General features: G+C 34.5%; 14 protein-coding genes. 9 read left to right on the top strand and 5 right to left on the bottom strand.

The features are described from left to right. Positions 1-53 precede the first annotated feature (53 nt). Together V4538_04395 and V4538_04400 are read left to right on the top strand one after the other, a co-directional pair. Positions 54-515 carry a hypothetical protein gene (locus V4538_04395; GenBank protein ID MES2380256.1) on the top strand — a complete coding sequence of 154 codons (462 nt, stop codon included), beginning with the start codon at positions 54-56 and terminating at the stop codon, positions 513-515. An 8-nt stretch (positions 516-523) separates the two neighbouring features. Beyond that, positions 524-1,513: a glycosyltransferase family protein gene (locus tag V4538_04400; protein ID MES2380257.1), complete on the top strand. Its 990-nt coding sequence runs from the start codon at positions 524-526 to the stop codon at positions 1,511-1,513. Between the two features lie 54 nt (positions 1,514-1,567). On the opposite strand, the gene V4538_04405 is transcribed toward V4538_04400, so the two are convergent. Continuing rightward, entirely contained in the window at positions 1,568-2,524 is a 957-nt protein-coding gene (locus V4538_04405) for a hypothetical protein (GenBank protein MES2380258.1), read from the bottom strand. 150 nt (positions 2,525-2,674) lie between these two features. On the opposite strand from V4538_04405, the gene V4538_04410 reads away from it, so the two are divergent. Then, positions 2,675-3,259 (top strand): thymidine kinase, encoded by a 585-nt coding sequence (locus tag V4538_04410; protein ID MES2380259.1) that lies wholly within the window; start codon positions 2,675-2,677, stop codon positions 3,257-3,259. 28 nt (positions 3,260-3,287) lie between these two features. On the opposite strand, the gene V4538_04415 is transcribed toward V4538_04410, so the two are convergent. The 4 genes from V4538_04415 to V4538_04430 form a co-directional block, all read right to left on the bottom strand. Further along, positions 3,288-4,502, bottom strand: a complete 1,215-nt coding sequence (locus tag V4538_04415; GenBank protein ID MES2380260.1) for an NAD(P)/FAD-dependent oxidoreductase — start codon at positions 4,500-4,502, stop codon at positions 3,288-3,290. A gap of 150 nt (positions 4,503-4,652) precedes the next feature. Next, positions 4,653-6,173: a T9SS type A sorting domain-containing protein gene (locus V4538_04420; GenBank protein ID MES2380261.1), complete on the bottom strand. Its 1,521-nt coding sequence runs from the start codon at positions 6,171-6,173 to the stop codon at positions 4,653-4,655. A gap of 143 nt (positions 6,174-6,316) precedes the next feature. Next, positions 6,317-7,402: a type III polyketide synthase gene (locus V4538_04425; protein ID MES2380262.1), complete on the bottom strand. Its 1,086-nt coding sequence runs from the start codon at positions 7,400-7,402 to the stop codon at positions 6,317-6,319. Continuing rightward, positions 7,402-8,217, bottom strand: coding sequence for a UbiA family prenyltransferase (locus V4538_04430; GenBank protein ID MES2380263.1), 816 nt, complete (start codon positions 8,215-8,217; stop codon positions 7,402-7,404). Before V4538_04430 ends, V4538_04425 begins: the two co-directional genes overlap by 1 nt. A gap of 271 nt (positions 8,218-8,488) precedes the next feature. Here V4538_04430 and V4538_04435 point away from each other — a divergent pair, with 271 nt between their 5' ends. From V4538_04435 to V4538_04460, 6 genes are all read left to right on the top strand, one after another. Continuing rightward, positions 8,489-9,196 (top strand): response regulator transcription factor, encoded by a 708-nt coding sequence (locus V4538_04435; GenBank protein ID MES2380264.1) that lies wholly within the window; start codon positions 8,489-8,491, stop codon positions 9,194-9,196. 71 nt (positions 9,197-9,267) lie between these two features. Beyond that, positions 9,268-11,268, top strand: coding sequence for a tetratricopeptide repeat-containing sensor histidine kinase (locus V4538_04440; protein ID MES2380265.1), 2,001 nt, complete (start codon positions 9,268-9,270; stop codon positions 11,266-11,268). 122 nt (positions 11,269-11,390) lie between these two features. Further along, positions 11,391-12,131 (top strand): LiaF domain-containing protein, encoded by a 741-nt coding sequence (locus V4538_04445; GenBank protein MES2380266.1) that lies wholly within the window; start codon positions 11,391-11,393, stop codon positions 12,129-12,131. A gap of 26 nt (positions 12,132-12,157) precedes the next feature. Continuing rightward, on the top strand, positions 12,158-12,493 hold the full coding sequence (locus V4538_04450) for a DUF4288 domain-containing protein (protein ID MES2380267.1): 336 nt from the start codon (positions 12,158-12,160) through the stop codon (positions 12,491-12,493). An 11-nt stretch (positions 12,494-12,504) separates the two neighbouring features. Continuing rightward, complete coding sequence (locus V4538_04455) at positions 12,505-13,563, top strand: histidine kinase (GenBank protein MES2380268.1); 1,059 nt, start codon at positions 12,505-12,507, stop codon at positions 13,561-13,563. Beyond that, entirely contained in the window at positions 13,541-14,278 is a 738-nt protein-coding gene (locus tag V4538_04460) for a response regulator (protein MES2380269.1), read from the top strand. Before V4538_04455 ends, V4538_04460 begins: the two co-directional genes overlap by 23 nt. Positions 14,279-14,282: the final 4 nt, after the last annotated feature.

A 14,282-nucleotide genomic window follows, 5' to 3' on the forward strand; every position in this document is an offset into this window, starting at 1 on the left:
CACAATAAAGCAAAACTATTGCTAATATTGGAGCTTAATTATTGATATACTAAATGAACGATTGGTGGCAAATAGTTAGTGTTACATTAATTTGTACCATTAAATTTATTATTGGTTTAGGAATGGCATTGGCTTATAATTTTAAACCGGTTGTTTTTTACTTGACTACAGTTGGCGGAGGTATGCTGGGGGTGTTTATTTACCTATACCTTTGGGACTTTATATTGCTTATAAAAAAGAAAATAGTAAAGCCAAAACCACATGTAGTGCATATAAAAATTAACAAGAGCATTCGTAGAATGGTTCGTTTTTCAAGAACGTGGGGTATTTACGGTATAGCACTGGTAACACCTACTATTATATCAATGCCGGTGGGTACACTTATTTGCAGAGCTATAGAAAAAAACAAATGGCATATTAAATTAGTCATGTTTTTTTCATTGAGCTTTTGGTCAATACTCATTATAACCTTGCAGAATCTGTTCAATATAGATGTACAGGCCTGGTTTAAATAAACAAAAAAATGAAAGTACTTTATGCCATTCAAGGAACCGGAAACGGCCATATAAGCAGGGCTCGCGAAGTAATTCCTATTCTAAAAAACTATTGCGAATTGGATTTACTCATTAGCGGTACACAAGCCGATGTACAATTACCATACGAAGTAAAATATAAGTTACAGGGAGTTGGTTTTGTTTTTGGTAAAGATGGTGGTATAGATATGGGCAAAAGTGTGAAAGACTTACACCCCATTAAGTTTATAAAAGACATTTATAAAATACCTGTTAAAGAATATGATTTGGTGATTAACGATTATGAGCCAGTGAGTGCCTGGGCTTGTAAAATACATCAGTTAGATTGTGTAGCTATTAGTCACCAGGCTTCTTTCCTGAGTAAAAATACGCCACGTATAAAAAAGCGCGATAAGTTTGCAGAAAACGTATTGAAAAATTATGCTCCTTGTACGGATAAAGTAGCCTTTCACTTTGATACCTACGATGACTTTATACATACACCCGTTATCAGGAGTGAGGTAAGGCAAATGGAGGTAAGTAATAAAGAACATATTGCTGTTTATTTGCCGGCTTATGCCGATGAAATATTGCTAAAACATTTCAATAAAATTCCATCAGTTCAGTTTGAAGTGTTTAGTAAACATACCAAACAGGCATATACCAAAAAGAACGTAACCGTAAAACCGGTTTTAAATAACGATTTTATTACAAGCCTTGCCAGTAGCAATGGTTTAATTACCAATGGTGGGTTTGAAAGTCCAGCGGAAGCTAGTTTTTTAGGTAAAAAAGTAATGTGTATTCCTATGGCTAATCAGTATGAGCAACTGTGCAATGCCAAAGCATTTAAATTGCTGGGTGGAACACGCGTAAAAAAAATAGAAGACAATTTTTACCAAAGAATAGAAAACTGGTTACATTTTGGTAAACCTATTCCCGTTAATTATAAAGATGAAACGGCTGCTATTATTGAAGGTATTATCAATAAGTATAAAAAATAACCATTGCAAGTTGTAGTAATATTTTACTTGCAATGACTCTGATAACGTTTATGCTTAACTAAATCTACGTTGTATTAATTTTTCTAAGTCTTTTACCAGTGCATTATCATGGCTCCAGTTATGCGAAATCTTTAATTCAGTCCAAATTAAGTTGGCTTCTGTTAAATCATCTGCACTGTTTATTTTATCAATAGATTTGGCATATTCCACTACATTTTCTTTGAATAACTCATTTACAAAAGCTATTTTTTTGTTTAATGAAATGGCGGTTTTTAAACTATCAATTTTAGGTTCAACAATTTTTTCAGCATGTTGGAATCCTTCTTTGTTGTGCGCCATTTTTTCGTTTAAACTTATTTCAGTTGCAGGCATCACCGTTTTACCAATACTGAAAAATGGAGCAGGTTTTTCTTTAGGCTCCTGTGCAGGTGTGTTTATTTCAAAATGAGGAGCAGTAACGGGGCTTCTGGTTTCTATTATTTCCTCCGCTTTTGGTTCCACAATTATTTCTTCCACAGGTGTCGCTGCTATAATTGGTTCTGTTCGAACCTCTGCTACAATAACAGGTTCATTAATAATAGCCGGTTGTTCTACAATTTCTTCTACAGCTGCAGGTGTTTCTTCCTGTACAGGAACAACTAAGGTTGGCTCAGGTTCAAAGAAAACTATATTGGGTGCCACTTCCGTTTGTTGAATAGTTGTTTCGGCTACCTCTGCAATATTATTAATGCTTAACTCTTCCTGTGAGCCCATCATAACAATATCTTTAAAGTTAAGCTCTTCTTTTTTCAACTCGTTCGATATGTTTTCTTTTAACTGAATTTGCTCTTCGTTTAAATCATTGGTTGTTTTTAAACGCAAAATAAGTTCGTACAAATCAGCACAATTTCTTTTTAAAACTTCTTTTTCAACTTCACTTAAATCAGCATGTGGTTTTAATATTTCGCTACTGTACATAGCCAAATCTTCTATACGGGTATTTATTTTTGTAATTAATTGAATAGCATTCATAATGGCAAAATTCACCAAATAAAATAATCATACAATAAATAGTAATAAACATGTGTTATTAACCTAAGCCCATATTTTACTACCTATTCTTCAGCTATTTTCTAATGGCATCGTATAATTAAAAAATAAAATAATTACTTTCGCCTGACCATGTTTATTGAACCTCGCGCACATACCGATAAAAAGAAAGGCTGGATTGAAGTTATTTGTGGATCTATGTTTTCAGGTAAAACAGAGGAACTAATACGTAGATTAAATAGGGCAAAAATTGCTAATCAGGCGGTGCATATATTTAAGCCAACTGTTGATACCCGTTACGATGAAACAGAAGTTGTATCGCACAATAAAAATTCCATTTCGTCTACACCCGTTAACTCTTCACTTAATATTTTGCTCATGGCAGGCGATGCCAGTGTTATTGGTATAGATGAGGCACAGTTTTTTGACAGCGAATTAATTTTTGTTTGCGAAAAATTGGCAGAACAAGGAGTAAGGGTTATTGTGGCAGGTCTTGATATGGATTATTTAGGCAAACCATTTGGTCCTATGCCTGCTTTAATGGCTATTGCTGAGTATGTAACCAAGGTGCACGCTATATGTATGGTATGTGGCGATATTGCTACCCATTCATTTCGCAAAATTAACAATGCAAGTTTGGTTATGTTAGGCGAGCAAGATACTTACGAAGCCCGCTGCAGGTATTGTTTCACCGAAGGGATGAAAACAACAGCATAAATTGTAATTGAAAGATAGTAAGAGTAAATTAGCTACCTGCTCCTACACCTGCTAAAAAGCCGGTTGTCCAAGCTGATTGGAAATTAAAACCACCGGTAACACCATCAATATCCAACACTTCTCCGGCAAAGTATAAACCTTTTATTTTACGGCTTTGCATTGTTTTAAAATCAATCTCGTTTAAGTTTACACCACCACAGGTAACAAACTCTTCTTTAAAGCCTGTTTTTCCTTCTACTTGGTAACTGTCATATAGTAAAGCTTGTACTAGCTTGTTTACTTGTTCTTTGCTTATTTCAGCCCAGTTTAATTTTGGGTTGATAGTGCTTTTTTCAAAAAGGTAGTCCAATAAACGACCCGGTAATTTAAAAGGGAATAAATTATTTACTTGTCTGTTAGGGTTAGCCGCTTTTATATTCATTAATTCATTGCGGCACGACTCTTCTTTTTTATCGTTTAACCAGCTTATAATTACTTCAAAATGGTAATTTTTTTCAGCTATTAAACGGGCTCCAAAACTTGATAAACGTAAAACGGAAGGTCCACTTAAACCCCAATGCGTAATTAATAATGGACCATTATTCTCCAGTTTTAAATCAGGAATTCTTATTTTTACCGGATTAACAGATACACCAGTAAGTTCGGTAATAGGGTTATTAGGTAAGTTAAATGTAAATAAAGAAGGTACTGGAGCTATTATTTCATGGCCTAAAGTTTTTATCCAGTTAAATTGTTCTTCTTTGGGACCACCACCGGTTGTTACAATTACTTTGTTACACTCAATGTTTTCACCGTCAGCTATATAAACTTTGAAACTCAAATCGCGCGTTTCAATTCGTCTAACTTCTTTATTCGTTAAAATTTCAATTTTAAGTTTTTTTACTTCCTTCATCAAGCAGTCTATAATAGTCTGACTGTCATCGCTAACAGGAAACATACGGCCATCGGGTTCAGCTTTTAATTTTACCTTTCTCGATTCAAACCATTTAACAGTATCAGTAGTGGTAAATCGGCTAAAAGCGCTTTTTAAGTGCTTTTCGCCCCTAGGGTATGAAAGCGAAAGTTGTTTCAAGTCGGTACAAGCATTGGTTACATTACATCTGCCACCGCCACTTATCTTAACTTTTTGCAATAATTTAGCTGTTTTCTCTAAAATAATTACCTCGGCTTCTGCGTTAGCAGAAGCGGCATTAATTGCTGCAAAAAAACCTGCAGCCCCACCTCCAATTACAACAATTCTCACTATAAATATTTTTTTAGTCTTAAAATTTGAGGCTGCAAAAGTAAGTGATTTTGAGGCTAAAATCCAAATTAAAGTTTATTCAGACTTTTTAAAGCACAAAAAAAGGCTGCCAAATTCTGGCAGCCTTTCTAATTGTTTTTCTATTAAATATTATTCAATTACCAAGCGTTTTGTTGCGCTTGCGCCATTGTCTAATTTAATATTAACTAAGTAAATACCTTTGTTTAAATAGTCAATATGAATAGTTTGTTCAAAGCTATTTAACGCAGTAGTAGTATTCACCAATTTACCTGTAACGTCAAAAATGTTAATTTCATTGATACGGGCATTGTTTCTGTCCATACTAACTGTTAATACATCTTTAGCAGGGTTAGGGAATAATAATACACTGTTAGCATAGTTTACTACTTCTTTTACACCAACGCTTAAGCTAAACTGAGCAGCAATTCTAGGAGCTACGAAACGTACGATAGTATCGCAATAAGCTTTACCTCTGGTTGCACTCATCATTGGGTTAGTTAACATTGATAATGAATCAGCTCTTCTTCCTGCACCTGCACTTGGAAAATCAATAGATTGAACAGTTGGTCTGTCCCACCATTCCCAAGGAGCACTTTCGTAAGGGAAACCTGTAATAAATGGATATAAATTATTGGTATTGCTGGTAACAGCTAAACCTCTTACGCTGATAGCATCGTTATAAGCACGTGCATTTATTGTGCTGTTAATACCTAGCGAATTAGCAAAAGGTACTACTACACCTGCACCACTGGCACTAGGAATAACAGTAATATTACTACCCGGTACCACAACATTTCCTGTTCTGTAAGGTGCGTATGGATCGCTAGGGCATTGTAAACCTACAATCGGTAAAGTGTTGTTATCCATCCAGGCAGAGTCGCCCATTGCACCTCCAATATTAAATACCATATGTGCATTACCTGAAACAGTAGTTTCGCCACCATAATTAAAGAATGGAAGACCACCTAAACCGTTCCAGTCGCCCAAAGTGTCAATGTTAATCATTGGATCGAAACCAATTTGAAATTTAGGATTGGTAATAATATCTTGTACTTTATCAACTGCTGCAACACCTAAAGCAACGTATCCACCTGTACCTTGTCCGCCAACAATAATTTTTGAAGTATCAATTCCGTATGCGGTAGCGTTTGTTCTAGCAAAACGGATTGCATTGCGTACGTCTTGGATAGCGCGGTAAGTAGCTTTAATTAATTGTTGTGCTGCATCAACCTGAACTGTAGTTTGCGGATTCCATCCTAAACGGTAGTTAATAGCAAATACTACATAACCTCTTTTAGCAAATTTGGTAGCCATTTCAACAATTGAGCTATCGTTTTTGTTACCGGTAGGCTGTTGGTTAATAATAGCCGGTAAGTAACTTCCTGTGTGTGCTAATATAATTACAGGTCTTTTTGCAATAGTATCTCCTGTTGGAGTGTAAATATCGCAACGTAATTTAGCGGTAATAATAGGAGAGTTTACTCCCGGTTGATATTGAAGATTGATAGTACGGTTACTATCATATTCAATGTCAGAAACTTTGTTGTAGTTTTGGAAAACCTCATCAACATAACGCGTTTGTGCATTTACACCTAGGCTAATTAGTGCCAATGTAACAATGCTAAGTACCTGTAGTAGTCTTTTTTTCATTTTATTTGTTCATTTTAGTGTTGGCAAGTAAACACTTTTTCTAAGAACAAAAAATCAAATTTTACGGGGTAAATCTACTTTACTATACACATTACTTGCCTTTCTCATTTATCGCAACAAAGGATTTGTTAACTAGTAAATCATTATTGAGAAATGAATTTTCCAATGCAGGTTTCTAATGTTAAACCGGGTCCAAAACCGCAGGCAAATACATTTCCACTTCGCTTTTCGTACATCATTTTCTGGAGCACAAACAAAATAGTAGCTGAACTCATATTGCCATAATGTTTCAATACATCATACGAAGCGCTTACCTGAGTGTTGCTCAATTGTAGCTCCTTTTGAATGCTTTCAATAATTTTTCTTCCTCCGGGATGAATGGCCCAGTTGTCAATATCGCTTATATTTAATTGGGCCAGTTTTAAAAGCTTATGTAACATTTTACTGATACCACTTTCAATTAATTGCGGAATAAAAGCACTTAAGGTCATTAAAAAACCATTTTCATTAATATGCCAGGCCATGTCTTTTTTGCCATCAAACATTACTTCGCTATAAAACCGGTTTAGCTCTATTACATTTTTATGTAAGGCCTTACCGCTCACTATACAAGCAGCAGCACCATCTGCAAACAATAAATTGGCTGCTACATTATCCATGGAATAATGTTTTTGAAAATGGAGCGTGCATAATTCAACCGATACAATTAATACTTTACTATCAGCGTCCGCTTTACAAATGGCATTGGCTATTTTTAAAGCATGAAAAGCAGCATAACAACCCATAAAGTTAACAGATGTTCTGTTGGTTGAGTTGGGCAACTGTAGTTCTTCTAATAAAATTAAATCAAGCCCCGGAGCTGCCATTCCTGTACAGCTAACAGTTATTAAATGTGTAATGGTGTTTAATTCGTTGGGGCTTTCAAGACAATTTAAAATAGCTGTTTTACACATTTGCGGAGCTACCTTAAAAAATACATCCATTCTTTTGTTTACCGAAGGAAAGTTGTTGTTTAAATCAAAAGGTAATAGTTCCCGTTCATTGGCTTGCGCTCCATAATCAGGAATAGCACTGTAGCGTGTTTCAATACCTGATTTTTCATACATCAGTTGAATGCGCCTTTTGTCTTTTTCATCAATGGAGTAAAAGTTTTGCATAAAGGCTGCAATATCCATTTGATTCATTTTATAGGGTGCAGTGGCTGTTCCAATGGTATTAATAAAACTCATCAGTGTAATTGTTTAACTACTATTTCTAAAATAAAATAAGCACTCAGGCTTACTGACGATAACATATTCATTTGCATAGTGTTTTTAAAATCTGCCTTTGAATAATCGTTGAATACTTGGTAAGCCCACCACAAAAAATAAATAACCACCGGTGCTAAAAAGCCCTGGAACCAATAAAAATGCAAGAATTGAGGTGTAATAAATACAGTTTGTATAAAAAATAAAAGTGTTCCGATAATAAAGAGCATGGCGGAAAATATAAAAGTACCTTTATAGCCCAATAACAAGCTCAGTGTAAAATCGCCCGAAGCTTTATCTTGCTTGTGCTGGTATATTTGCGATAACGGATAGGTGGCGCCAATAAGCAAGGAGGGGACAAAAAATATAAACGATGGGAATGTTTCTGCTTTAATATTACTGCTTAAACAAAAGAACAAAACAGCAAATAAATAACTTCCTTGAAAAAAGCTAACTGTTATCCAACTGGCAAAAGGGAACTTTTTTAAGCGAATGCCTTTAAAGCTATAAGCACGTGAAGCCAATATATATAACATAATAAAAAAAGCAAAGCCAAGGCTAACTACACAGCACAATACCAAACCAATCATATCAAAAATGAAACTTGCATAGAATAAGTTTTTACTTGGCATGGGTGGATTTTTTAAACCGCCAATGCTTTCTGTGTCTTTATCCATATAACTGTTGTAACCATTGCTTGCAGGGTAAATAAATAAGTGCAAAGCTAAAAAGCCGGTAATGGCTTTGGTTAAGTCAATATTGTTTAAGCAAGCCAAAGCAAAGAAATATACCGGCATTAAAAAAAGGCTAAATGGTATACGCAGTAGCTTGATGGTATTTTTATCAAAAATGTTAAGCACACCGCATATTACAGCTTTAATATTAAATTGAAGTTACATGAATATGTTTTTGTTTTGTAATATGTCGGTTAACTTACTTTTTTAGAATAACTTGCAGGAATAAAGCTAGACAGGCTATTTATCTACGTTATCATAAAAATAACTTAAATGTATAAATACAGTCGTATTTTTTTAAAGTATTAATAAATTCGTAAAAAAAACAAAGCGTATGGCAAAACAAGTTACACCTCATATTTTATTAGTGGAAGATGAAAGTACGCTGGGCTTTTTATTAAAAGAAACCTTACGTGTAGAAGATTATACCATTCGTTTGTGCAAGGATGGTGAAGAAGGTTTACGTTCTTTTCAAAACGAACGGTTTGATTTGTGCATTTTTGATGTCAATATGCCAAAAATGACCGGTTTTGAGCTGGCAGAAAAAGTACGTGAAAAAGATGAGCATGTGCCTATCATATTTTTAACAGCCAATTCAAATGAAGAGGATAAGTTAAAAGGGTTTCAAATAGGAGCTGACGAATACATAACAAAACCATTCAGTACACCGGAGTTATTAGCAAGGATAAAAGCTATTTTAAAACGCAGTTCCGCTAAACCTGAAACAGAATTATCTGCCAAAGATGAAGTAATAGAAATAGGCCATACTAGGATTGATTTAATCAATAATACCATTCAGGTAAGTGGTATTGATAAAAAAATAAGTAATACCGAAGCTACTTTGTTAAAGCTATTGGTTGTTAATAAAAATGCACTTTTGCCAAGAGCCAATATACTACTGCATGTATGGGGGCGAAATGACTTTTATACTGCCCGAAACTTAGATGTTTACATTAATAAAATCAGAAAACTACTTAAGGAAGATACTTCTGTTTCTATTGATAATATACATGGTAGTGGCTTTAAAATGGTGGAAGTATAAGTTTTAATGATTTTGAAAGCATATAGCTTTTATTAGATTTGTTTGAAGGCTTCGTTACACTCATCAATAACATGCGGTTTATTATTTTAAGTTTTTGTTTGTATTTAGTGATGGGCTCAAATCATATTTGTGCGCAAACAAGCAATGGAAATAACCTTTCGAAAAACGACAGCATTACTCTATTGGTTGAAAAAGCCAATCAAATAGGTTATGGCAATATTTTTAAAGCGTTAGAGTTTGCCAAACAAGCATCAGCACTAGCTGATGAAACAAATTCTAAAGCACATAAAATAACAGCCTATAAAACATTAGGAGCTTATTACTACTTAGCGGGCAATTTTTATCCGGCTATTGGCGCTTACCAAAAAACACTAAAGCTGGTTGATGCAAACAGCAAAGACCAAGCGGAGCTATTATTTGCACTTGGTAATATTAACTATGCTTTAGGTAATCTGCCACAAGCTATTGGTTTTCATTTGGAGGCATTAAAAATTTTCGAATACTTAAAATTATCTGCCGATTTATTAAACTCCTATGTTTCTATAGCCGCTGTTTATGAAAGACAAAACAACTTTACCAAGGCTATTGAATACAACTTAAAAGCCTCAAGTATTTTCGAGCAAACCAAAGCTCCGTTGCGCCAGTTAAATATTATTGAAAACATTGGTAATATTTATTCATTGCAAAAAAAATACGAACGCGCTATTGCTTATTATAACAAGGCATTACAAATTTATGTATCGTTAAATAACAAAGCAGGTGAGGCTGTTACACTGCAAAGTTTAGGTAAACTGTATTACCAGCTAAAGCAATATAATCAGGCACTGAAGTATTATCAGCAGTCGTATAAAATTGCACAAATGGCTCAGTCCGAAGCATTGGCTACCAGTAACCTGATTGGTTTAGGTAATGCAGAGTTTATGTTAAACAATTATGGCGAGGCTGAAAAATATTATAAAAAAGCTTTGCAAAAAGCCAAATCACTGAATCAAAGGTTTGAACTAAAAGATGCATACGATGGATTGAGTTTAATAGCCAAAATAAATAACCAAAGTTTTAGTTCAAAAACCTATTCCATTTTAAGTAATCAAATAAAAGATTCGTTGTTTAACGATTCCATATTGGCCAGTATTACAAATATCCAGTTGTTTTACGATAAAGAAAAATCGCAGCAGCAGGTTGCCTTATTAAAGCAAAACGAGGAACTAAGCAAGGAGCAATTAGCCAAAGAAATACAAGTGCGTAATATGTTATTGGCTATTGTTGCCTTAATGATATTACTGGGTTTTGTGTTTTTCTATTTTTACAGGAAAAATAAATTAATCGGGCAGTCATTAGAACAACGGAATAAACTGTTGGCTAACCAAACAGATGAGTTGCGTGGATTGAATAAAGTAAAGGACCGTTTTTTTAGCATTATAAGCCACGACTTAAGAAACAATTTAACTACGATGAAATTGTATTTTGATTTGATGAGCAATAAGAAATACAAGCCTGAAAATACGGAAGAGTTAACCAAACAGATAGCTTCATCGGTTGAAAACAATATAGATTTACTGGAAAACTTATTGGTATGGGCTGCTGCGCAAATAAAAGGGGTACCTTTAAAGTTTGAAGCCATCAATATATTTGAAATGGTGGAGAGCAATATTAAGCTGGCTTCGAGTGTTGCACATCAAAAAAATATTGATTTACAAAACCGTTGCGAAGCAGACTATGCTGTTTATGCCGACTTAAATACAATTAACCTGGTACTCCGTAATTTAATAATGAATGCTATTAAGTTTACCCCTGAAGGTGGTGTGGTGGGTATTGAAACGGTTAAATTGGCTGAGGCTGTTAAAATATCGGTTATTGATAATGGTGTGGGTATTAGTAAAGATAAATTAGATAAACTTTTTACCGAGCACCAAAACCCAAGTACACAGGGTACGGCCAATGAAAAAGGAACCGGTTTAGGTTTAATGCTGTGTTACGATTTTATTAAGCAAAACAAGGGTTGTATATACGCCAACAGTGAGGAAGGGCAAGGTTCTACTTTTACTTTTGAATTGCCTCTTTTTGTCGGGTAAAAATATTAAGTATTTTTCACCTACTATTTTTTACGGTTCACCTACTTTTTTAAACGCTTCGCCTAAACACTATTTTGTGTTTGTAAATTGATTTTACATTTGTACCATAATTATAAATAAAAATGGAAAATTCAATTAACGACAGAACTCATTCAAAAGGTACGGGTAAAGTGTTGGGCGGAATAGTTTTATTAATTGTGGGAGTAGTTTTATTTGCTCGTCAATTAGGTGCAGACTTACCTTACTGGTTGTTTCGCTGGGAAATGTTTTTAATAGTACTGGGTGTTTTTATGGGGGCTAAAGATTCTTTTAGACGGAATGGCTGGATAGTTTTGGTTTTAATAGGCTCTTTTTTCTTAATTGATGATTTGATTATAGATATAAGATTGATTAAGTTTTTTTGGCCAACAGTTATATTGATTTTGGGAGCCACCATGATTCTTGCTCCTAATAGAAAAAAAGCATGGAACAGATGGAATAACAAAAATGACCGTTTTGACGGAGACGGTATAAATAACACCAATGATTTTATTGATTCTACGGCCGTATTAGGTGGCGTAAAAAAAAATATTGTAAGTAAAGATTTTAAAGGAGGCGAAATTTTTAATGTTTTTGGTGGCACGGAAATTGACTTATCGCAGTCTGATATTAACGGAGTAGTGGAGTTGGAAATTACCCAAGTATTTGGCGGTACCAAGTTAATTTTACCGGCTCATTGGGAAGTAAAATCGGAAATAACAGCAGTATTGGGTGGCATTGAAGATAAACGTAAAAATTTATCGGCACTTAACATTGCAGATGGCAAAGTACTCATTTTGCGTGGTACTAGTGTTTTGGGGGGAATAGATATTAAATCATTTTAAGTAATAATTAGTTAAACATTACAAGTATGGTATTTTTAGTAAAATTAGTATTTAGTATTTCAACAGTTGACAATGGTTTTCATTTTGATGATCAGTTACGTGTTATCATGGCAGGTAATAAACATGAGGCATTAATGAAAGCTAAAGTTTTGGGAATTAAAGAGGAAGAGCATTTTATGAATGATTCACTTACCTCGGTTAGTTGGAAATTTGTTGATGTAATGGAAATAAAGGCATTGACAGATTTGCAGGATGGCATGGAATTATATTCACATACCCGCGAGAATGAGCCAAACGATAGTTATGCTGCTTATGTGCAACAAACAGCCCGTAACCTGGCTGTAGAAATGATTGAATTGTAAAAAATAAAGTATTGAATAATAATATACGCGTACTCATTTTTTTTGGTAGTTGGTTTATACTTTGGGCCTCTATACAATGGGGTATTTTACTAGGGTTTCATCCATCACTTTCATTTACATTGGTTGATGCTATTGTAACCAATTCCGTTATCGCAACCATTGCTTGTGCGTTGTTTTACATTGGCAAAAACACGCAGCCTACACGCAAGTTACTTACCAATCCCATCATAATTTTAGCAGCCTGTGTTTTTATAGCCTACCATATGGAAAGGCTGCTTATATTTTATATTCTTGACAATAACGAAGCCTATTGTGAATTTTTTACCGGAGCTATGAATCTGAGGCTCGCATTTAATTTCCTCATGATTTTAAGTGTAGCCATTTTAAGTTGGATGTGGAATTACAAATCGACTATGCACGAAGATTTGCAGATTCAAAACGATAATGAAAAACTATTGCGTGAAGCAGAACTTTTAAATTTACGCCAGCAAATACAACCCCATTTTTTATTTAACAGTCTTAACTCTATCAGTGCTTTATTAGGTTCAAAGCCCGAGTTAGCGCGTAAAATGATTCAGGAATTAGCTGATTTTTTACGAGGTACTTTAAAAAAGGACGATCAGCAATTACTTACTTTGGCTACCGAATTGCAGCATGTACAATTGTATTTAAACATTGAAACCATTCGTTTTGGACACAGGTTACAGGTGGAAACCAATATAGAAGCAGGTACTGAACAATTATTAGTTCCCAGCCTTATTATTCAACCTATAGTTGAAAATGCTATTAAGTTTGGTTTATATGGCACTACCGAAAATATTGTAATAAGTATTGTTTGTAAAAAAATAAACGATATGTTGGCTATAGAAATCAGCAATCCTTTTGATGCCGAAACTTACCAGGCAAGTAAAGGGGAAGGTTTTGGATTAATGAGTATTGAACGCAGGCTTTATTTATTGTTTATGCGAAATGATTTGTTAAAAATAACCAATACCAATAATGTATTTAATGTTCAACTTTTTATTCCTCAACCTGTAAAAAATAAAGATGAAAGCTGTTCTTATAGATGATGAACCTTTAGCCAGAAGCCTCGTAGCGGAGTACCTGCAAACTTACACGCAAGTGCAGGTTGTTGCAGAGTGTAATGATGGTTTTGAGGGTATAAAAGCCATTATGCAACATAAGCCTGATTTGGTTTTTTTGGATGTACAAATGCCTAAAATTACAGGGTTTGAAATGCTGGAATTGTTAGACTATAGGCCTCAGGTTATTTTTACAACTGCTTTTGATGAGTATGCTATTAAGGCTTTTGATCAAAATGCAATAGACTATTTGTTAAAGCCTTTTAGCAAAGAAAGATTTGATAAAGCCATGCTTAAACTAATGAATAATACCAATCAAACAGACATGCAGAAAGAAGGCGAGGAGTTAATATTAACCACGGCTAACAATGAAGCAGAGAAAAGGGTAGTGGTGAAACATGCAGGGGTTATAAAAATTATTCCTACCGTTGATATTTTTTATTTTGAAGCGTACGATGATTACGTAAAAATACATACGGCTGAAAACATTTTTGTGAAGAAAAAAACAATGAGTTATTTTGAGCAAACGCTGCAACAAACGCAATTTGTGCGCGTTCACCGCTCGTATATTATACAGGTTAACCAATTGACTAAAATTGAACAGTTGGATAAGGACACACACGCTGCCATTTTAAAAACAGGGGTACGTATTCCTTTAAGTAAAACGGGCTATCCTAAATTAAAAAGTGTTTTGGGACTTTAGCTTA

The organism is Bacteroidota bacterium (genome assembly GCA_040388375.1).
Classification (GTDB): Bacteria; Bacteroidota; Bacteroidia; order UKL13-3; family UKL13-3; genus JAAFJM01.

Excerpts from the sequence above, each read along its gene's own strand:
- V4538_04440 (MES2380265.1), top strand. The coding sequence starts at position 9,268 with ATGCGGTTTATTATTTTAAGTTTTTGTTTGTATTTAGTGATGGGCTCA.
- V4538_04450 (MES2380267.1), top strand. The coding sequence starts at position 12,158 with ATGGTATTTTTAGTAAAATTAGTATTTAGTATTTCAACAGTTGACAAT.
- V4538_04410 (MES2380259.1), top strand. The coding sequence starts at position 2,675 with ATGTTTATTGAACCTCGCGCACATACCGATAAAAAGAAAGGCTGGATT.
- V4538_04405 (MES2380258.1), bottom strand. The coding sequence starts at position 2,524 with ATGAATGCTATTCAATTAATTACAAAAATAAATACCCGTATAGAAGAT.
- V4538_04420 (MES2380261.1), bottom strand. The coding sequence starts at position 6,173 with ATGAAAAAAAGACTACTACAGGTACTTAGCATTGTTACATTGGCACTA.
- V4538_04445 (MES2380266.1), top strand. The coding sequence starts at position 11,391 with ATGGAAAATTCAATTAACGACAGAACTCATTCAAAAGGTACGGGTAAA.
- V4538_04395 (MES2380256.1), top strand. The coding sequence starts at position 54 with ATGAACGATTGGTGGCAAATAGTTAGTGTTACATTAATTTGTACCATT.
- V4538_04435 (MES2380264.1), top strand. The coding sequence starts at position 8,489 with ATGGCAAAACAAGTTACACCTCATATTTTATTAGTGGAAGATGAAAGT.
- V4538_04430 (MES2380263.1), bottom strand. The coding sequence starts at position 8,217 with ATGCCGGTATATTTCTTTGCTTTGGCTTGCTTAAACAATATTGACTTA.
- V4538_04400 (MES2380257.1), top strand. The coding sequence starts at position 524 with ATGAAAGTACTTTATGCCATTCAAGGAACCGGAAACGGCCATATAAGC.
- V4538_04460 (MES2380269.1), top strand. The coding sequence starts at position 13,541 with ATGAAAGCTGTTCTTATAGATGATGAACCTTTAGCCAGAAGCCTCGTA.
- V4538_04425 (MES2380262.1), bottom strand. The coding sequence starts at position 7,402 with ATGAGTTTTATTAATACCATTGGAACAGCCACTGCACCCTATAAAATG.